The following is a 20,321-nucleotide window of genomic DNA, read 5'->3' as shown; positions in this document are numbered from 1 at the left end:
ATGCTAGGATTCTTAGGGAATGCAAATTTTTAGGGATTTTAGAAAATCTTTATAAATCAACGGAGGTGAGAGTGGGGTCGATAGGCAAATGTCTTTGGGGCGTATTTTGGTGTATCGTGTTAGCAAGCCAAACCTTAGTGCTAAGCGCAGAAAAACAAGAGCAGAAAAATAGAGTTACACTAAGCATTGAGGACTTTATACAAGCCGCCGAACACAACTCCACTATCCTTGCCAAATCCCAAGCACAAAAACAAAGTCTCATATATGAGGGGAAGTTCGCTAGGTCGTGGAACTCACCATACCTTGACTTCACTTCACAACAAACAAAATCTCCAGCTGGTGGCAAAGAACAAGAAAGCGAAATATATGTGATGATTGCTCCGCGACTTCCTTGGGTCTCAAGTATTTTAAGGCAAATGTATAAAACTCGCTATGAGCGTCAAAGCAAAAGTTATGAACTCTCTAAAATACTCACTATTATCGGGCTTAAGCGTATGTATTTAGAATACCTCGCGCAAAAAGAGCAGTTTGATGTCTATAAAAATAGGTTAAATAATGCAAAAGAGCAACTTGATATAGCTAAGGTGCGCTATGACGCAGGGAGAATCTCAAAATCGCAATACCTATTTTTTAGGAGCGATTATCTAGGCGTGCAAGTAATGTTTGAAAATAGCAAAAGACTTGTTTTAAACTCGCTTAACTCACTTAGAGTAGCACTTGGACTAAGCCGTGAGGTTGAGGATATTGAAGTGAGTGGGCTAAATTTTGATTATTTAGATTCCACGAGTTTAAACATAGAATCCAGCATACAAAACTCTCTATATATGGATATAGTAACACTTGATATTAAGGATTTTGAAAATATGGCAAAAGCAGCTTCGCGCTCAAGGCTAGATGCTATCGAAGTAGGCGTGGGGACAATCGTTGGGGAATCAAATAATGGCATAGGCGTAAAAGTAAAAATCCCTATCCCACTTACCACTAGATATGGTAATCAAAAATCAATGTATCTTGCGTTACAAAGTGGCTCAATGCGTGAGCGCGAAATCTTAGAAAATACATTGCAAAACACTGCATATTCCTACCTTGAGCAGTTAGATTCCAAACGCAAGGCTATAACGCTGGCAAAAAATGATGAAGATAACAAACGCGAACTCTCTCAAATCAACAAAATTGGCTATGAAGCTGGGAAAACAAGCGTATTTGAATATTTAACCATTAGAAACAACCATTTGGATTCTATGATTTATACTATCGAAATGAAAAAAGAGTATATTAACACTTTGGCAATGCTTGAAGAATCGTTAGCCCAAGTGCTTAATCTACCGCTATATAACCTTACGCCAAAGGAGTAAAAATGAAAAAGATTGTTTTTGTGTGTGCGCTTGTCGTGTCTTTGTGGGGATATGATGAAGTAGTTATGAGTGAATCAGCGATGAAAACAAATGGCATATCACTCATCACGCTCACAGATAGAGAGCACGGAGATAAGGGGATTCCATTTAACGCACTTATTGATTTTGATGATAAGACCTCTGTCGCACAGAGTTCGAGCTTTGAAACCGTGGTGGTAAATGTGTATAAACGCGAAGGGGAGCGTGTAAATAAGGGGGATTTGATTTGTGATATTAGCTCAAATGAGTTAAGCACGCTATTTTTTGACTTTACCAACACACGAGAGAGGTTAAAAATCGCCCAAGAAAACGAACAAAAAGACAAAATGCTGTATAAAAGTGGGGTTATTTCTAAGCGCGAATATCAACTAAGCTACCTCACAATGAACGAACTCCAACTCAAATACAACGAAACTTTTGCTAAACTTGATTTATTAGGCGTGAGTGAATCTTTTATGAAATCTGGCAAGCAGGGTGAGTATGGATTCCCAATCGTGGCAAAGGCAAGTGGTGTGCTCTCTGTCGCTCCTTATCAAAGCGGGCAAAAAATCAATGCCTTTACGCCCTATGTGAGAATTTCACTAGAGCAAAGCACACTTTTAGGGCGCATTCGCATACCAGCTCACCTCGCTCAAACCGTGGCAAAGGGCGACAATCTCTTTGATAACAAGGGACGAAAAATAGGACATATTGAATCTATGTCTGTGGTAATTGATAAAAATACCAACACTATTTTAGCCACCGCTAAAATCACTGCAAAAGATTTCAAAGTGGGGGAAATGATAAATGTCTATATTGATGGTGCACTTCCTAAAGGCACGATACTTGTCCCATCATCTGCGGTGATTAAAGTGGGGAATGATTTTGTTACCTTTGTGAGGACAAAAAATGGATTCCAACCTACAAAAATCAAAATCCAAGAAGAGCACGATAGTGCCTTTGTAGTCCCTAAGGGAGCGATAAAAAATAACACGCAAGTTGCCACAGGCTCAATCATTGTCCTGCAAGGCATTATGAGCGGACTTGGAAGCGCGGATTAACCAATGCTTACCAAAATATTAGAATTTTCATTGCGCCAGCGACTAATGGTCGTCATTTGTGCGTTGGCACTGCTTTTTTTTGGCTCATATAGCTTTGTAACCATTCCTATTGATGCGTTCCCAGATATTTCCTCCACACAAGTAAAAATCATCTTAAAAGCACCCGGTATGGCACCAGAAGAGGTGGAAAACCGCGTAGTGCGCCCATTAGAATTAGAGCTACTTGGATTACCTAATCAAAAAAACCTGCGCTCACTCTCTAAATACGGCATAGCGGATATTACCATTGATTTTAATGACGGGACGGATATTTACCTCGCGCGTAATATGGTAAATGAAAAGCTCACAATGGCAATGGCTGATTTACCAAAAGAAGTAAGTGGCGGGCTTGCCCCTATCGTAACGCCATTGAGCGATATGTTTATGTTTACTATTGAGGGGGATATTAGCGAGATAGAGAAGCGACAGCTCCTAGATTTCACCATTCGCCCTATGTTGCGCAACACAAAGGGCGTAGCTGATGTCAATAGACTTGGTGGATATGCGCGTGCGATTGCCGTAGTGCCAGACTTTGATGATATGGCTCGATTTGGTTTGAGTATTTCTAATCTCGAAGACGCTCTAAGTGCCAACCTCAAAAATGAGGGTGCGGGACGCGTGGATAGAGATGGACAGACATTTTTAGTAAAAATCCAAACTGCCTCACTGAGTGTGGAACAAATCCGAGAAATCCCCATTGTTACTAAATATGGCTTTGTGAAAATTGGAAATTTTTGTCGCGTTATAGAATCTTCACTTACGCGACTTGGGCTCGTAGTCATTGATGGTGTAGGCGAGACCACACAGGGACTTGTGCTCTCGCTTAAAGGTGCGAATGCGCGCGATGCGATTGATGAGATTAAAATAAAAATGGAAGCCTTAAAGCCAAATTTACCAGATGGTGTGGAGCTACGCATATTCTATGACCGCTCGGAGCTTACGCAAAAAGCGGTAAATAATGTCGTAAAAGTTTTGGCTGAAGCTATTGTGCTTATTATCGTTACGCTATTTTTATTCCTCGGCGATGTGCGTGCAGCGGTGGCTGTGAGTGTCATCTTACCTTTGAGTATCTCTGTGGCATTTGTGCTGATGAAAGAGTATGGAATCTCGGCAAACCTTATGAGCCTAGGAGGACTTGCCATTGCTATTGGAATCTTGGTGGATTCCGCTGTGGTGGTGGTAGAAAATGCCTTTGAGCGACTAAGCTTAAGTAAAAATTCACCCAAACTCCACACCATTTATCGCTCTTGTAGTGAAATTTCTGTCTCTGTGTTTAGTGGTATTTTAATCATTATCATATTTTTTACCCCGCTTCTCACACTTGAGGGCTTGGAGGGGAAATTTTTTATCCCACTAGCACAAACGATAGTTTTTGCCCTGCTAGGAAGTCTAATCCTTTCAATGACGGTTATCCCTGTGATTAGCTCGTTTGTGCTTAAAGTAAGCGAACATAAAGAAACCAAACTCACACAATTCCTCCATAGAATGTATGACCCCATTTTGCATTTTTCGCTTACTCGCTTTAAAACCGTATTTTTTAGCGCAATCGCATTTTTGTTCCTTAGTCTTAGTTTATTCCCATTCATAGGGAGTGCGTTTATGCCTACACTAAATGAGGGCGATATAGTTATCAATGTCGAGGGACCACCATCTATCTCATTAGAAGAAAACAAAAAGCTAATGTTAATCCTACAAAGAGAGCTCCTCTCGCGTGTGCCTGATATTAAGAGTGTGGTTACAAGGATTGGCGCAGATGAAGTGGGGCTAGACCCAGCAGGACCAAATCAAAGCGATGCGTTCATATCTTTTAAACCCCAAGATGAATGGGAATCAAAAAATATGGAAGAAAATATCGATAAAATCCGTGAAGTGCTTGATGATATTAAGGGTATGAATTTAGCGATTATGCAACCTATCGATATGAGAATCTCTGAAATGCTCACAGGTGTGCGTGGGGATTTGGCGATTAAAATCTTTGGATATGAGATAGATGAGCTTAATAGACTAAGTGCGCAGATTCTAGACATACTTAAAAATATCGATGGCTCAGAAGAAACTTTTACAACTTTCAATCAAGGCATAAATTACCTCCATATCACGCCTTATAACGCTATTATGGCAAATATGGGGATTACTAGCGATGAATTTGCAAAATTTATGAGAAGCGCGCTAGAGGGCGTAATGGTAGAGTATATCCCACAAGGCAACGCGAGAATCCCCGTTATCATTAGACAAGACAGAGAGCTTGCCACTGATGTTACGCGGTTAAAAAGCCTTGAAATGAGCTCTATTAACGGCTCACCAACCCCAATTAGCTCGATTGCAGAGATTGAAGAAATCGATGGTCCAGTGCAGATACAGCGAGAGGGGGCACAAAGGTATAATGTCGTGCGTTCAAATGTGCGTGATAGGGACTTAGGCGGATTCGTGCAAGAGGCACAGCAAAAAATTGCCGAGCAAGTCCAGCTCCAAGATGGCTACTCAATCGTATATGGCGGGCAATTTGAGAATCAACAACGCGCCTCAAAGCGTCTCTCAACCGTTATTCCATTGAGCATTTTAGCAATTTTCTTTATCCTCTTTTTCACCTTTAAGTCCATTCCGCTGGCATTACTTATCTTGCTTAATATTCCATTTGCCGTTACAGGTGGGCTTGTGGCACTCTTTATCTCTGGGGAATATATTTCTGTGCCAGCAAGCGTAGGATTTATCGCCCTATTTGGAATCGCCGTGCTTAATGGCGTGGTAATGGTGGGATATTTCTTACAATTACTCAAGCAAGGGTTAAGCGTAGATGAAGCTGTGGTGATTGGAGCAAAGAGGCGATTGCGCCCTGTGCTTATGACGGCGTGCATTGCTGGGCTTGGACTTGTGCCAATGCTCCTCTCAAGCGGTGTGGGAAGTGAGGTGCAAAAGCCACTAGCGATTGTGGTTTTAGGTGGATTGGTTACCTCATCATTTTTGACATTAGTGATGTTGCCTCCGCTTTTCCGATTCTTTGTGAAAAAATTTGGCGTATGAGGTGAGATATGGAAATTATGTTAGAAATTTACTTTAAGGATAATTTAAAAGATTCTATCGTGGATATGCTACTAGAGGACGGCTTTGATGACTTCTACTATCATCAAGCCTCTAAATACGCCTCTACACTAATGCTCCAAAGCCCGCAAGAACAAGTCAGTGGCAGACAAGAATATGGTGTGTTTAAAATTTATCTCTACGAAGACAGAGCGAAATTCCTTGCAAACAAACTATTGCAAGCCTTTGGGACAAATGATATGAGAATCTTTAAAAGCCACTTAGAAATTTATAACTTAGATTCTTAAGCTCAACACAAGTTTTATCATTATTTTTGTAGGGCTTGTGCCCTACCCTAATGCGCTATTTAATCTTACAAAAATCCCTTATTGCTTCGATTTTATCGGTTTTTTCCCAGCTAAATTCGCCCAGTTCGCGTCCAAAGTGTCCATACGCTGCGGTTTTGCGATAGATTGGGCGGAGCAAGTCAAGCGATTGTATGATACCTTTTGGTGTTTTTGTTTTATGAAATTATCATCATTGCTTTGCCAATGTTTGCAATCTCTCTACAAGATTAACAACTTCGGTATATGGCGTTTGTCTTGTTGGTAGATTTACATTATTTATTTCGTTTGCATTTTTAATCGCAGTTGGTAAATGACTAGCGATAATGTCTTTAAAATCATAGTCTTTTGTGTAATGTGGCAAGTTTTTCTTAAAATCTTTGTGTTTTTGTAATTCTTTGCAAGGGCTTTTAGTTGCACGAAAATTTGGCGTGATTTTTGCAAAATGTAACAATATCCAAAACTCAAAACAAGGGTCTGAAACGATAATTTCAAAAATAGCGTCTTGCAATTTTATGCTCTTTGCTTTGGCTAATGCCTCATCAAAATCGCTGTGTGTATCTCTATCAATCACGCAATAAACTTCATCATATTCGCCTATTTCTTTTGCTTTTTGTTCTGCATAGTTTATGACTTGCATAGGCGTTGGGTGTGGGCTTGGCAAAATCTCAATACTAACGCTTATAAGACTTAAAAATTCTTTTAATTTTTGAAAATAATTTTTCTCTGTTTTTTCACCCTCGCATACGATTAAAATAACTTTGTTGGGTTTTAAATTGCGCTGTGGTCGCTTGATAAGCGATTTTTTATGCAAATCATCTGTTCCCATTTTAGCCATTAATGCTTTTTAGTCGTGGCAAAGCTCCAAATCTTCCTAACAGATATGATTTTTCATAGTCGATATGTTCGCGTAATCCCTTAAAATCGCTCATAGAGTAAATTTTGGTGGCTTTGTTTTGTTTTTCGCAAAAATAGATTTGGTCTTTTCTAAAAATATCTTTATTTAACACAGAAGTTTCGTGCGTGGTAAAGATAAGCTGGGCGTTTTTGGTGTTGATTTTGTCATTATGAAAAAGCTCAATGATAAAGCGTGTCATTGATGGGTGTAAATGATTGTGCAATTCATCGATAATTAAAATTCGCCCGCTACGCAAAGTTTCTAAAACGGGTCCCAAAAAAGTAAAAAACTTTTGCGTGCCTTCTGATTCTAACTCTATGTTAAAATCAATATGTTTGCCTTGCTGATTTGTATGGGTAGTTTTAACCCTAAATCGCGTAACCTTGCTAAATTGCTTAAATTGTTCTCTCATTTCTTTTGGGATATTTGATGGTGCTTCTTGCTCAAAATCTTGCTTTTCAATTTTTAAATTCTCAATATCTAAATCTACGGCTTTTAGATAGTCGATTAGCTCTTTTGGTTGCTTTTGAAAGGTATCAATGGTAATGTTAAAAGAATTTGCAAAATCGCCCGAATTTGTGCTGATATTAAGGAAAAAAAACCAATCAAAAATAGGCTTTAACTGCTGATTATTGAGCTGAATGGCGGTAGATAAAAAAAGGGCATTTTCGCGCGTGGATTTTTCCCACAGCTTTTTTTCGCCTGTTAGATTTCTATCCTCATAAATGTATTCGCCACTTTTTTCATCATAGGTTCTTAAAAAAAATTGTTGCATTCTGCCATTTGGATAGGCAAAAAGCCACTCTTTAAGCACTCTATCATTTGTGGCACTAAAACCATATCTGTATCTAACGCCCTGTGTCAAAAAAGACATTTCAAATTCTGTTGGCTCGTTTTTATTTTGCCCGAGCAAAAAAGGCAAGATTGGTAACTTCTCATTTCTTTGGGCTATCGCACTTTTTATCACGATCTCATTCATTACGGCAAAAGCCTTGATGAGATTAGACTTACCTGCTGCATTTGCCCCATAAATCGCAACACTTTTTAATAAAGTTAATTTTTCATTTTTGATTTGAAAGGTGTTATTTGCGTGTTGCTTTTGACTACTTGCCACAAGGCTAAACACTTGCTCATCTTGTATAGAGTGAAAATTTTTTACTCTAAATTCAATTAGCATTTATGTCCCCTTAAATTATAAAAACTTAAAAATGTATTATAATACATTTTAGAATAACTTTTTGACAAAATTTTGTAAATTATTAAGTTAAATTGTATTTAAAATTTGTCTTTGAGAATTTAAAATTCTAACTCGCTTTCAAAAGCCCAATCTAACAAAATCAAATCTATTGTTGCGCTTCTAATGCCTGTCGTATCAGCCCTAAACAATACGGCAATTTTTCCATAGAATCTAAAATTACCTCCACCTTGCCATTTCCCCATTGCCCTTTTGGATTACTCGCTATGTCTATTGCTAAATCTTTTGGGTCATCTAAATCTTGTTTATAGATATTTATGCTTAGTTTTAGTCGTTCAGCTTGTGGGATAATATCCACAAAATTTGTATCGAATTTATAAGCGATATAGAGTTTTAAAATCTCCTCTTGCACTCCCTCATCAAGTGATAAAATCCCACTTCGTAACTCATCAAATAGCTTCCTACTTTTGCCATTTTGATTTAAGTATTTATGATTTTCAAGTGTGTAAGATTCTAATCTTTTTTCCTTTTTATTTTTATAGTTTTGCAAAATCTCTTTATCGATTTTTGGATACTCCCAAATCTGCACCGCCATATCTGCCAACGCATTAGCTCTTTTTAGAACCTCTTGTTCCCCAAAAGATTCTAAATTCCCTAACCCCTCATTTAATTTCAAGGGACTTTGTTTGAATCCGCCTTTCATATCCCGCTTTTCTCTAAAGGATTTATTAGAATACTCCGAGTTATAGCCTGTTAGAGTGAGATTGCCTAAACAATGCAAGTATTTTTCGTGAATCTCGACATAGTTATCCCCTAGCTCTTTTTGCCAAGCAACGCTGGTATCTATATTTTGAGGCATAATGTGTTCTATGGTGTATTCGTTTATATCTACTTTTTCTTTTCTACCGAAGTTTTCTAGCTTTGAGAGTAGATAATTTGTCCGCTTAAACTTGTTATAAAGTTCTTTGCTTATTAGATTTTCCCTAAAAGATTCATCGCTTGGAAAGGCTACTAGGCAAAATCTCGCCAACACACTCTCAATATATTTTTGCGGGTTGATAAAATTCCCAAAAGTCGCAAAGATTTTATTTAGTCCATTGGTGGGAATCCCACACACTGCGCGTCTAAAAATAAAACTCCCTGTCAATTTGACAATATGCAAAAAATCACTTTTTTCCAAAATCTTGTTTATATAATCATCATACAGCCTAAGCAAAAATGGATATACGACATCAGCTTCTAGCTTGGATAGCTCATCAAACACGCTTAATAGCTCTTTGTCGTTTTCTTGTTTAAGAGCCATATTGCAATAATATTTCGCGTATTTTTGCAATTCAATAAGTAGATTTTCCACTTCTAAATTATTATCTTGGTGATATTGCTTAAATGAATCATAGATTTTCTTTAAATTTGGCACTTTGCCGTTGTTTTTAATTGTCAAATAATCTCTCACAAAAAAGTCAAACTTCTCTCCATAATATTGCTGTCCAAATCCACGCTCCATTTCTCGCCAATGCGTTTCATAAAGATGAGATTGCTTTTGTGGTGGCAAATCCATTAAGATATAGTTGCGCATCAAATCTGTTTGTGTTAAATCTTTTCCTGTGGAGTTCATACTCTCAAAGATAAGCTGTGCCTCATCTTTTTCTCTATCTAGCGAAATATCAATAATGGAGAGTTTGTTTATGCCCTTGCATACGATTTCTAAATTCTCATTCTCTAATTTCTCTTTAAAAAATTCAAAATTCTCTAATATTTTTATAGAGATTTCTTTTGGCTGTGGTTTATCATCTATGAGAGAAATTAGCGTGTCTTTATCAGTTTGAGAGAGAATGAGTTTGTAGCGTTTTTGCTCTCTCTCATCGGGATTTATTAGGTAGCGATTGCGGATTTTTGTTTTTGAAAATTTTTCTAAAATCTCATCATTTTCCCCAATAGCATTGCTAAGCGCGATAAGAAGCAAACTCAAAGTCGTAAGCCGTTGTTGTCCATCGATGACAGAGAGCTGATTTATCGCGGTTTGAGAGTGTTTATCACCGATATACATTATCGAGCCAATGAAGTGCATAAGCACATTATCATTTGCGCCCACTCTCAATATATCTTCCCATAGCTTTTCGCAATGCCTAATATCCCAGCTATACATTCGCTGATATACAGGGACTACAAATTGAAAGTTTTGTGATTTACCTAAAAATCCCAAAATATCCGTAGGTCTTGCTTCCATTTTTTACGCCTCCATTTTTAGTTAAATCCTTATTTAATCTTACAAAAATCCCTTATTGCTTCGATTTTGTCGGTTTTTTCCCAGCTAAATTCGCTTAGTTCGCGTCCAAAGTGTCCATACGCCGCAGTTTTACGATAGATTGGTCGGAGCAAGTCAAGCGATTCGATGATGCCTTTTGGCGTGAGGCGAAAGGTGTTTTTCACGCATTCTGTTAGCACAGAATCTTCCACCTTGCCCGTGCCTTGCGTATCTACCAAAATCGATACAGGCTCTACCACGCCGATAGCGTAGGCTAGCTGCACCACCGCTTTGTCGCACACGCCACTTGCCACGAGATTTTTCGCCACATAGCGCGCCGCATACGCCGCGCTTCTATCGACTTTGCTAGGGTCTTTACCGCTAAATGCACCGCCTCCGTGCGGACAGCTCCCGCCATAAGTATCTACGATGATTTTTCGCCCTGTAAGCCCCGCATCGCCTTGCGGTCCGCCTATGACAAATTTGCCTGTGGGATTGACAAAGTAGCGGATATTATCGCTTAGATATTCGCGTGGTAGGACTTTTTGGACGATTTCCTCAATCACAGCGTCTTTTAGGTGGCTTTGCGCAGTTTCTGGGCTATGTTGGGTGGAGATGACAATCGTATCGATAGCCTTTGGGACGCCATTTTCATAGCGCACTGTTACTTGGGATTTGCCATCAGGGCGCAAGAACGGCAGAGTGCCATCCTTGCGCTTGGCTGCCAAACCCTCTGTCAAGCGGTGTGAGAGCCAAATAGGCAGTGGCATAAGGCTAGGTGTCTCCCTACACGCATAGCCAAACATAAGCCCTTGGTCGCCAGCACCGATTTCGCCATCTTCTCTATCCACGCCTTGATTTATATCAGGGCTTTGCTCGCCTATGCCATTTAGCACCGCACAGGACTTGTAGTCAAAGCCATATAGCGCGTCTGTGTAGCCGATGTCTTGCACTACTTCACGCGCGATGTCTTGCATAGGTGCGTAAATGCTCGTTTTTAGCTCACCTGCAATCACGCAAAAGCCATTGCTTAGTAGCGTTTCGCACGCCACACGCGCCTTTTTATCCCGTGCTATTATGTAGTCTAGCACCGCATCGCTGATTTGGTCAGCCATTTTGTCTGGGTGCCCCTCTGTAACGGACTCGCTTGTGAAAAGAAAAGATTTTGTCGCCATTTGGATTCTCCTTTAAGAATTGCTTATGAAATATGTAAAAATCGCCAAACTCATATTGTGTTTTAGATTTTTTGCAAGCACATAATAACAAAAAAATCTAAATATGTATTGTGTTTTAGATTTTTTGCAAAGATTCTTCGTAACTAGGCGATACATTTGCTCACACCTATCCTAGCAAAAACACCTCAAAAAATCTCAAAATATATATAAAAGTGAAAAAATCATTGCCCTGATTCTAAAAAAATTAGATTAAGTAAAATTTTTATGGAATAAAAATTGTTTTTTGTTTGCCCGTTACTTGGCGTAAAAGTGTTTAAGTTTAAGAGAATCTTAAAATTTTTACATACTCGCCGATGTGGTAAGACATTTTATTTTATAAAAAGGAGTAACAATGAAAAAACTTGTGTTTGGTGTGCTGTGTGCCTTAGGCACAGTATTAGGGGCTGATGTGAAGCAATGTGTGAATGTGAAACTCATAGAGAACTATATCGCTTCTCGTATGCAGGTGGATAAGGAGTATTCACATATCAATGCTATCGCCGATAAAGAATACAAAGGAAAAGAAACGATAGCTCTCGACCCGGGTGTGAAAGTGCTTACAGGACTTTTAAATGAAGATGAGTTGGGAAACTCGGCGTGCTGGTATAGATTCTCTTTTAAGTTCCACGATGTAGCTGATAAAGATATACAGCCATATATGGATAAAGTTGAGGGTGTGTATGCTGAAAAGCGAAAGCTCAATAGCTTTAGAGGGCTTAAGGCGAAATATATGGAGATTTTGAAACTTCTTCGATATAACGAGATACCAGATGATAAGATTGTGCCCTATGCCATTATTTTCGTTGATAATATATTTGAAGAATACAATGAAGTCAAAAGAACTTCGTTGATAGAGTATCCAACGATAACAAAGACATATTACAAGAAGTTTTTTAAGGGCAAGCCTGCAAAACAAGACTTTGAAGTCCTCACAACAGGTATCGAAACTCCTATGAAATATAAATGTAAGTCTCCAGCGGACAAATCTGCTTGGTATTCTCTCTCTATATTTACAAGTGAATCTGATGCGAGCGAGATTAAAATTGATGGCGGGGTCGTTGATACCATAAAATACAAACTAAGAAAGACTGATGATGAAAATTGCGAAAGTGCATATCGCCCTGTTGAAATTGTCAAATACCCTGAATTCAAGCAATTCGTCCAAGAGCATTACAACGATATAGAAATACACGCTAATGTCGTAGAGATTAGCGAGGCTTTTAAAAAGAATCTTGTCAATAAGACTGCCAAATTCACTTTTAGCTTTAATTGGGATAAAAAATATCCAGAAATCGTGCCTATCCCTGTGAAAAAGTAGGCTAGATACTTCCTGCTTGAAATGCAAAATTTTAGGCGCACACAATGAAATTAAAAATTTCATTGTGTGCGCCATTCTCCCCCATACACAATCCACTTAATTTGTAAGAGGGTTTTAGCCACTTGTTAAATCCTTTTGTGCTATAATTGAAATTCATTAGCAACTTGATAATAACAGGTTTTAGCCACTTGTTAAATCCTTTTGTGCTATAATAGACTTCGTTAAAATAGCACAAATAAGAGATTAAAAGGACTTGACAAAGGGTGAAATATCCTAAAACAAGAAGTTTAGTAGGATAAGGGTTTAACAAGTGGCTAAAATAAGGGAAGTGGGCGTCCCGCAGGGTTAAGCACAGCGCGAGTCGGGCGTTGGGCTAGTCAATCCCATTCGCCCACCCGCATTCTACCACACTTTAAAATCCGCACAAATCACGCATTATCTGCGAATCTACGCAAGACATTTATGTCAAAACTCAAACAAACTCTGCTCTATGGGCTTTTTATGCTTTTTATTATTTGCGTTAGATTTGCACTTTGAATCCGCACTAGATTCAGCATTAGATTCACACGATTCACCCATAGATTTAGCCAAATCTTTTGAATCTTCACTCCCATACCGATAATCCCCTATTTTCTCATCAAAGGCAAACAGCACGAGATTTTTATCATCATTCACGCGCTCATTAAACCCCGCAGAACCAAGCAAAATCTGCATATTATCAAACTGCTTTTCGGTGATGATGAGCGTGCGGACATTGCCAAGCGGTGGCAGTATCCCACGCACCCGCTCCACCGCGCTTTTTGCCGCACTTATGCCTTTACAGATTCGCATATACACGCTAAATTGCATCATAAAAAAGCCCTGTTTTATCAGCTCATTGCGAAATTTTGTGGCGTATTTCTGCTCTTTTTTGCTCTTTGTGGGAATGTCAAACATTAGCAACACGCGCATAAACTTATCATCACGCAAAGCCAACATTTGCGAGCTCCCCGCCATCAAGCAACGCATTTCTAAAACTCTGCACGAAGTGATTTATCGCCCGAATGAGAGGCATTTTTTTATCACTGAGTTGCACTTCGCTTTGGAGATTCTCAATAAGCGCGTGTTTATGCGCCTTGCCTAAAAACTCACTATCACTTTTTAGCGATAGCACTCTCATATCCACAAATGCGCGAAATGGCTCGATAATGTCATCGCAGAGATTAAATTGATTGAATGCGTTTGCGTGTCTTATCCCAAACCATGAGAGAAGCCCACTTATGCAAACTGCACGGACGATTGCTGCGCGGACAATCGCATAGCCATAATTCAGCGCGGAATTTGTGAAGCACAAATCATTACGACTAAAATCAATGCCAAAAAGTGTCTTAAAATACAGTGCGGCAGCGCGAGATTCTGCGAATGCGCTATCATTTAGGCGCACTTGCTTTGCCATATCTAGCAACTCATCACCTGCCTTTTTATGTCCTGTGTGCGATAAGACAAAGGATTGATTGCGGATTTTGTTTTGGATAATCTTTTGCCACAAAATCGCCTTTGTCTGCTCTTTTACCGCGATTTGCTCTTTTGCGATTTGGGAGGCTTGGAAATGTGCGAGAAAGGGCATAAAAATACCATTTGGCAAGTGCGATTCATCGCAAGATAAAAGCACGATTTTAGAATCTGCTATCGCGCTTAAAAGTGCCGAAGTAAGCGTGATTTGTGGGGATTCAAGGATTATGAAAGCTAAATCTTTTAGATAGAGATTCGCCTCATTGTCGCTTTGAGTGATATGCAAATGATTTTGCTTTAAATGTAACTTTGCGTCATTTGCGATAATCACGCTCTTAAACGCCTCATCAAAGCTCATTTTGCGCCTTTTTCTTTGAATCTTTTGGGCTAGATTTTAGCTTTATGTCTTCGCGCTCTTTATATTCTGCTGGTTTGACTGCACCAAGTGGGGATACTTGCCATTTTTCAAAGACTTTTAAATCTTCTATTGTAGTAAATCCACCTATGATTTTTCTAGCTTTTTCTAATTGTTCTCTTTCCTCAGGTGTTTTATCTTTCCACGCTTTTTTGCTACCTTTAACACGCTCTTTTGCTGTAAATAATTTGCGTTGATTTTCACTTAAATTTACATAGAAACTATCGTGCTTTTCAAAATTTATTCCCACTCCACTTGTTGTAAAACTTACAAAATAACACAACTCCGCCTTGCTCATCTCTTTCTTTTGCACCAAAATCAAATCATCTTTAAAAAGGCTAAAGCAAAATTTATAGCTTGAATCCATTTCTAGCCACTCTTTTATCACGCCCGATTTGTCCTTGTCGCCCACCACAGCTTTGTTTGGTAGGATTCCTAGTGCGAAATCCATCGTATAGATAGGCACACCATAAAATTTACCACTAAGTTTATGGCGAAAAATATCTACCCGCACCATTGCGCCATTATCAGCGACTTTGCTACCGATTTGGCGGATTTTGCCTAGCTTGATAGCTCGCTCCACTCCCACTTTGCCTCCATAGGTTTTGGCTAGTTTGCTACTATCTATGCTAGAAAATGTCTCTTTATGCAGCGCACCCCTTGCGCGTTTACGCGGTGGTTTGGAGACAAAGATTTGACTTATTTTTTCCTCTACCACTTTATGAAAGTCCTCATAAGGCAGACAAAATTTTTCTTTAATCCACTCATTGTTGAGTTCTTTTTCTTTGTTATACGCCTTTGTAGTTTCCTCATCTTGCTTGTCATACTCATCTTGGCTTATCTCGTTATTATGTAGTTGCCATTTGAGTTTATCGCGCTTTTTAAAATGTGTGAGTTTTAGCTCGTTTTTGCGTTTATAATACTCGCTAAATTGCTTCACCATTGAAGCGTTTATATGAGCGATGATTATCGCATCTAGGGCGTGGTGCAAGTGATTGTCTCTGCTTTTGTTTTCAAATTCCCAAATGCGCCTTAAATTTGTCGTTAGTGTCCCACTTACCGCTTCGCAGTGAATCTTACTGCCTTTTTCGCCACTTATAGTGCATTCATTCTCACTTAATTTTTCAAACTTCAAATTATCTTTGGTATAGTTTAGTGCAAGTCTTGCCATATATTTTGTGTCATTTAGGTTTCTATCTTTAAATTCATTTTCCTTGTCCGCAAAGTTTTCATTCACAACGCGTTTATATTTTTGGTGTGGCAAGAAATTTTTGGCAAAAGATTTTATCATCTCCCATTTTTCCTTATCTTTGCCAAATGCTTCAAAAGGCGTTTGATTGCGTTTGTGTTGATTTTCTTTTGTAAAAACCAAAACTTTATTCATATAGCTATCATCAAAACTGCGCGAATACGGATAAATATGGTCGATTTCTAGTGCCTTTGGGTCGCGCAAATGCTCCCGCGTAATTTTTACCTTGCTATACGCACAATACTCGCCCTGCTCGATAAAAAGCCTTGCTTTTATGACATTTTGCGCATTTATGGGAATCTCATATTGTTTTAATCTCTCTTTTGCTTCATTGATTTTTTTGAGATTTTCATCTTGCTCTTTTTCGTATTGTTTGCGGGTGAGGTAGCTTTTGCCCACTTCTCGGGACAACTCAATGTGGATTTTATGCACTTTAAAATTTTCGTCTTTATACTCTTTGCGGTATTTTTCTAGCAAAGCATTACACACTTTTCGATATTCGCTTAAAGCCCTTGCCACTACGGGATTTGCTAGGTTTGGCTCATATTCTATCAAAGGGGGCAATTTGTCGCCTTTTTGGGTTTTTTTAGCCACTTCTACTAGCCCTGCTTCGCGCCACGCTTCATCATATCGCTTGCACTCATCTTTAAAAGTTAGGGATTCGCCACGCATAAAGGGCAAAATCGCCTCCAACGCTTTAAAACTTAAATCGATAAATTTATCAAAATTTAGTTCGCTTAACGCACTGCATTGGGATTCGTTGAGTTTTTTACTTGCGCTATTTAAGGCTACCTTTTGGGATTCGTTTAATTTTATATCTTTGGGTGGATTCCCTGATTTTAGCGTGTCAAATAGTGCGATTTTATCTTTTATTAGCGTAATGCAAACCGCAATAGAATCTAACTCGGCACGAGTAAAGCCCTCAAAACTTCCGCCTAAAGCCTTTTTAAATTTTGTCAAGTTGTCAAATTTCAAAAAATCTTTATTTTCAGCTTCTTTTATACTTTTTGTATAGTCTAATTTAGCATTTGCATAAAAGCGAGTAGATTCGGGCAAACATATCATTTCACGCAACTTTTTATACTTTATTTCGCCTTTATCAAGCACGATTTGCAAAATTTTATGTATATTTTCTTTGGTTGTATAAATTTCGCCTGTGGTGGTTTGCTCTTTGCCCTCACTTATACGATTATCAATATTTATAAGTATGCCTATAATATGTCCTAATGCACGAAATTCTATTGCACTTAATGAATCCTTTGGAGCACGGGGTTCATCAGCGAAAAATGTGCATTTGCCGACTTTATCCGCAAAAGATTTTAATGGCCGTTGCAAAAATGCCGTTTGCAAAACCGCGCTTTCAAAATCTAGCTCTTTTAATGCGCGATTTTCATCATAGATTTTGTATGTTGCGTCTTTAAATTTAAAGCCAAGTTCGCGCTGTCTTTTAAAAATTAGCGTTAATTCATCTTGCAATTCTTTTTGAGAGACGCACCGCGCGTAAGATTCTGCTTTGTTGCGGACATTATCAAAATGGCTTTTATCGCGCACAAATTCGCCTTTGTCATTTTTGATATATTCGCCCTTATCATCTTTTAGCCTACGCCCTTTTTCATAAAATTCGTTGTAAAGATATTCGCCTATTGTATATTTATATTTTTCATATTCCTCTTCTTTACCATATTTTTTAGCCTCTTTTTTTGCTAACTCTACTATTGCATTTTCATTTTCACTCATCGCCTTTTTGACTTTGCCATTTTCGCTATCGGTGGATTCTTTGGCGTGTTTGTTGCCATAGCCTCTGTGTTTAGCAATGTGTAAAATCACGCGGGCAAATTCTGCCTTTGTAAGCACTTGATTTAACGCCTCTGCGCGTAACTCGTAGGGGCTTTTGGTGTCTTTGCTTGTGATATATGCCTTTGGCAACTCCCCTGCGGGTGAGAGAAAATCGCCTAAATTCAAGTCAAACTCTTTGCAAACCAAATCTTTTATCGCATATAGACGCACTTTGCGTCGTGCTAGTCGCCTACGCGCTCCCCGCGCTTCTCTGCGTGGCAATGCAAGCGAGCTACCATCTTTTGGATTTTCTGCTTTTGTAAAGATTCTCACCCCGCAGTCTTTTAGCTCCCCACCACAGACATAAGCCCAGCCGATACTTGCTATGCCTATATCAAAGCCTAGCACTTTTAAGTTACTTGATTCTTGTTTCGTCATTACCAACTCCTTTTGGAATGTAGATTATGACATTATAGCACTTTGCGGTGCATTTATAGTAGATAACATAAACGCACTCTAGCTTTTGAGGTTTAATAAGATAAGAAGTTTGTGTGAATAAGTAGGGTTAGAATCTAGATGATTCTACCCGTTGCGTTTTTCCATAATTTCTTTGGCGATATTGCTTGGCACTTCGCCGTAATGGTCAAACTCCATAGTATAAGTCCCGCGCCCCTGTGTAGCCGAGCGCAAATCCGTAGAGTAGCCAAACATCTCTGCCAATGGCACAAAGGCATTGACAATCTTTAAGCCCATTCTATCGTCCATTGAGTTGATTTGCCCACGCCTGCGATTTAAATCGCCAATCACATCGCCCATATACTCCTCTGGCACTTCGACTTCGACTTTCATCATTGGCTCGAGAAGCACAGCATTTGCCTTGCGACAACCGTCTTTAAACGCCATTGAGCCCGCAATTTTAAACGCCATTTCACTAGAATCCACATCGTGGTAGCTCCCATCATAAAGCGTTACTTTAAAATCCACGACAGGATACCCAGCTAGCACGCCATTTTGCATCGCTTCTTGTATCCCTTTATCTACCGCTGGGATATATTCTTTGGGTATCACACCACCGCTAATGTTATTCACAAATTCATAGCCACTGCCCGCTTCCTTTGGCTCGAGCTTGATAAAGACATGCCCATACTGCCCGCGCCCACCTGACTGCTTGGCATATTTGCATTCCTGCTCTACCGCACTTCTAATGGTCTCTCTAAATGCCACTTGTGGCTGTCCGACTTCTGCTTCGACTTTAAACTCTCGCTTCAATCTATCCACAATAATTTCTAAGTGAAGCTCGCCCATACCGCCGATGAGTGTCTGCCCTGTCTCCTCTTGCGTGCTCACGCGGAAGCTCGGGTCTTCCTCAGCGAGCTTACCAAGCGCGATAGACATCTTTTCTTGGTCGGCTTTGGTCTTTGGCTCCACCGCAATGTGAATCACGGGCTCTGGGAACTCCATTCGTTCTAAGATTACAGGGGCTTTTTCATCACAGAGTGTATCGCCTGTGAGCGTTTCCTTTAATCCCACAAACGCACAAATTTCACCCGCATAAATTTCCTTAATATCCTCGCGTTTATTTGAGTGCATTTTTAGCAATCGCCCTACGCGCTCCTTTTTGCCTTTAGTGGAGTTGAGCACATAGCTTCCAGATTCTAGCATTCCACGATAGGCACGCACGAAAGTGAGCTGTCCTACAAATGGGTCAGTCATAATCTTAAACGCAAGTCCAGCAAATGCGCCATTATCGCTAGATTCTACGCTGATTTCCTTTTCGTCTTTTGGCGTGATACCCTTAATCTCAGCGACTTCAGTGGGCGCAGGGAGATAATCCACCACCGCATCAAGCAAGGTTTGCACGCCCTTATTTTTAAAGCTCGAGCCACAAAGCATTGGGATAAGACTCATATTGTGGCAACCAATCTTTATGCCCTTTTTAATCTCCTCAAGGCTCAATTCCTCGCCACCAAGATATTTTTCCATTAGCGTTTCATCTTGTTCAGCCACAGATTCTAAAAGTTTTTCCCTATACTCTTTTGCTTTATCCTGTAAATCAGCGGGAATCTCCTCAATGTCATATTTCGCACCCATTGACTCATCATTCCACACGATTGCTTTCATAGCGATTAAATCCACAACGCCTTTAAAATTTTCCTCTGCACCGATTGGGATATTGATAGGCACAGGATTTGCCTTTAGTCGCTCTTTGATTTGAGATTCTACACTATAAAAATTCGCACCTGTCCTATCCATTTTATTGACAAAAACCATTCGTGGCACGCCATATTTGTTTGCCTGTCGCCACACGGTTTCGCTTTGAGGTTGCACACCACCCACCGAGCAAAACACCGCTATCGCACCATCAAGCACACGCATTGAACGCTCTACCTCAATAGTAAAATCCACGTGTCCCGGAGTATCAATAAGATTGATTTGGTAATCTTTCCAAAAGCAAGTAGTCGCCGCAGAAGTAATCGTAATCCCGCGTTCTTTTTCTTGCTCCATCCAGTCCATTGTCGCAGCACCATCGTGCACCTCGCCGATTTTGTGGCTTACACCTGTGTAAAACAAGATTCTCTCGCTCGTAGTTGTCTTACCAGCATCAATATGTGCTGCAATACCGATATTTCTAATTCTATTAAGTGGGGTTTTTCTCGCCATTTTATTGTCCTTACATTTTCTTAC

General features: G+C 39.5%; 13 protein-coding genes and 1 pseudogene. 5 read left to right on the top strand and 9 right to left on the bottom strand.

Annotated features, from left to right (window positions below; translation table 11 throughout):
- The first annotated feature begins 71 nt into the window (after positions 1-71).
- Genes ACWIUJ_RS01960 through ACWIUJ_RS01945 form a run of 4 tightly spaced genes read left to right on the top strand, consistent with a single transcriptional unit; the run spans position 72 to position 5,799 of the window.
- A complete protein-coding gene (locus ACWIUJ_RS01960) occupies positions 72-1,355 on the top strand; it encodes a TolC family protein (protein ID WP_454152164.1) in 1,284 nt (427 codons plus the stop codon).
- A 2-nt stretch (positions 1,356-1,357) separates the two neighbouring features.
- The gene (locus tag ACWIUJ_RS01955) at positions 1,358-2,434 is read left to right on the top strand and encodes an efflux RND transporter periplasmic adaptor subunit (RefSeq protein ID WP_454168639.1); all 1,077 of its coding nucleotides are present in this window, start codon (positions 1,358-1,360) and stop codon (positions 2,432-2,434) included.
- Between the two features lie 3 nt (positions 2,435-2,437).
- On the top strand, positions 2,438-5,494 hold the full coding sequence (locus tag ACWIUJ_RS01950) for an efflux RND transporter permease subunit (protein WP_454168637.1): 3,057 nt from the start codon (positions 2,438-2,440) through the stop codon (positions 5,492-5,494).
- A gap of 8 nt (positions 5,495-5,502) precedes the next feature.
- Positions 5,503-5,799, top strand: a complete 297-nt coding sequence (locus ACWIUJ_RS01945) for a DUF3240 family protein (protein WP_454152161.1) — start codon at positions 5,503-5,505, stop codon at positions 5,797-5,799.
- A gap of 55 nt (positions 5,800-5,854) precedes the next feature.
- On the opposite strand, the pseudogene ACWIUJ_RS01940 reads toward ACWIUJ_RS01945, so the two are convergent.
- From ACWIUJ_RS01940 to metK, 5 genes and pseudogenes are all read right to left on the bottom strand, one after another.
- Positions 5,855-6,007: pseudogene (locus ACWIUJ_RS01940) on the bottom strand (methionine adenosyltransferase domain-containing protein); the annotation flags it as partial.
- A 21-nt stretch (positions 6,008-6,028) separates the two neighbouring features.
- A complete protein-coding gene (locus tag ACWIUJ_RS01935) occupies positions 6,029-6,673 on the bottom strand; it encodes an RloB family protein (protein WP_454168635.1) in 645 nt (214 codons plus the stop codon).
- Positions 6,666-7,910 (bottom strand): AAA family ATPase, encoded by a 1,245-nt coding sequence (locus ACWIUJ_RS01930; protein WP_454168633.1) that lies wholly within the window; start codon positions 7,908-7,910, stop codon positions 6,666-6,668. Before ACWIUJ_RS01930 ends, ACWIUJ_RS01935 begins: the two co-directional genes overlap by 8 nt.
- A 166-nt stretch (positions 7,911-8,076) precedes the next feature.
- Positions 8,077-10,155 (bottom strand): GmrSD restriction endonuclease domain-containing protein, encoded by a 2,079-nt coding sequence (locus tag ACWIUJ_RS01925; RefSeq protein WP_454168631.1) that lies wholly within the window; start codon positions 10,153-10,155, stop codon positions 8,077-8,079.
- Between the two features lie 29 nt (positions 10,156-10,184).
- Positions 10,185-11,348, bottom strand: a complete 1,164-nt coding sequence (gene metK, locus ACWIUJ_RS01920; protein WP_454168629.1) for a methionine adenosyltransferase — start codon at positions 11,346-11,348, stop codon at positions 10,185-10,187.
- A gap of 391 nt (positions 11,349-11,739) precedes the next feature.
- Here metK and ACWIUJ_RS01915 point away from each other — a divergent pair, with 391 nt between their 5' ends.
- Positions 11,740-12,705: a hypothetical protein gene (locus ACWIUJ_RS01915; protein ID WP_454168627.1), complete on the top strand. Its 966-nt coding sequence runs from the start codon at positions 11,740-11,742 to the stop codon at positions 12,703-12,705.
- Between the two features lie 465 nt (positions 12,706-13,170).
- On the opposite strand, the gene cas2 is transcribed toward ACWIUJ_RS01915, so the two are convergent.
- From cas2 to fusA, 4 genes are all read right to left on the bottom strand, one after another.
- Positions 13,171-13,683, bottom strand: a complete 513-nt coding sequence (gene cas2, locus ACWIUJ_RS01910) for a CRISPR-associated endonuclease Cas2 (protein WP_454168625.1) — start codon at positions 13,681-13,683, stop codon at positions 13,171-13,173.
- Positions 13,667-14,554, bottom strand: coding sequence for a type II CRISPR-associated endonuclease Cas1 (cas1, locus tag ACWIUJ_RS01905; RefSeq protein ID WP_454168624.1), 888 nt, complete (start codon positions 14,552-14,554; stop codon positions 13,667-13,669). Before cas1 ends, cas2 begins: the two co-directional genes overlap by 17 nt.
- Positions 14,544-18,074 carry a type II CRISPR RNA-guided endonuclease Cas9 gene (gene cas9 / locus ACWIUJ_RS01900; RefSeq protein WP_454168622.1) on the bottom strand — a complete coding sequence of 1,177 codons (3,531 nt, stop codon included), beginning with the start codon at positions 18,072-18,074 and terminating at the stop codon, positions 14,544-14,546. Before cas9 ends, cas1 begins: the two co-directional genes overlap by 11 nt.
- Positions 18,075-18,218: 144 nt before the next feature.
- On the bottom strand, positions 18,219-20,297 hold the full coding sequence (gene fusA / locus ACWIUJ_RS01895) for an elongation factor G (RefSeq protein WP_454152155.1): 2,079 nt from the start codon (positions 20,295-20,297) through the stop codon (positions 18,219-18,221).
- Positions 20,298-20,321: the final 24 nt, after the last annotated feature.

The sequence above is a fragment of the Helicobacter sp. 23-1046 genome (genome assembly GCF_053654635.1).
This window is presented reverse-complemented; position numbering and strand designations above follow the sequence as displayed.

What these genes read in the sequence shown, in the direction of transcription:
- ACWIUJ_RS01945 (WP_454152161.1), top strand. Translation starts at nt 5,503, where the DNA reads ATGGAAATTATGTTAGAAATTTACTTTAAGGATAATTTAAAAGATTCT.
- cas9 (WP_454168622.1), bottom strand. Translation starts at nt 18,074, where the DNA reads ATGACGAAACAAGAATCAAGTAACTTAAAAGTGCTAGGCTTTGATATA.
- cas2 (WP_454168625.1), bottom strand. Translation starts at nt 13,683, where the DNA reads ATGTTGGCTTTGCGTGATGATAAGTTTATGCGCGTGTTGCTAATGTTT.
- ACWIUJ_RS01950 (WP_454168637.1), top strand. Translation starts at nt 2,438, where the DNA reads ATGCTTACCAAAATATTAGAATTTTCATTGCGCCAGCGACTAATGGTC.
- fusA (WP_454152155.1), bottom strand. Translation starts at nt 20,297, where the DNA reads ATGGCGAGAAAAACCCCACTTAATAGAATTAGAAATATCGGTATTGCA.
- ACWIUJ_RS01915 (WP_454168627.1), top strand. Translation starts at nt 11,740, where the DNA reads ATGAAAAAACTTGTGTTTGGTGTGCTGTGTGCCTTAGGCACAGTATTA.
- ACWIUJ_RS01925 (WP_454168631.1), bottom strand. Translation starts at nt 10,155, where the DNA reads ATGGAAGCAAGACCTACGGATATTTTGGGATTTTTAGGTAAATCACAA.
- cas1 (WP_454168624.1), bottom strand. Translation starts at nt 14,554, where the DNA reads ATGAGCTTTGATGAGGCGTTTAAGAGCGTGATTATCGCAAATGACGCA.
- metK (WP_454168629.1), bottom strand. Translation starts at nt 11,348, where the DNA reads ATGGCGACAAAATCTTTTCTTTTCACAAGCGAGTCCGTTACAGAGGGG.
- ACWIUJ_RS01935 (WP_454168635.1), bottom strand. Translation starts at nt 6,673, where the DNA reads ATGGCTAAAATGGGAACAGATGATTTGCATAAAAAATCGCTTATCAAG.
- ACWIUJ_RS01955 (WP_454168639.1), top strand. Translation starts at nt 1,358, where the DNA reads ATGAAAAAGATTGTTTTTGTGTGTGCGCTTGTCGTGTCTTTGTGGGGA.
- ACWIUJ_RS01930 (WP_454168633.1), bottom strand. Translation starts at nt 7,910, where the DNA reads ATGCTAATTGAATTTAGAGTAAAAAATTTTCACTCTATACAAGATGAG.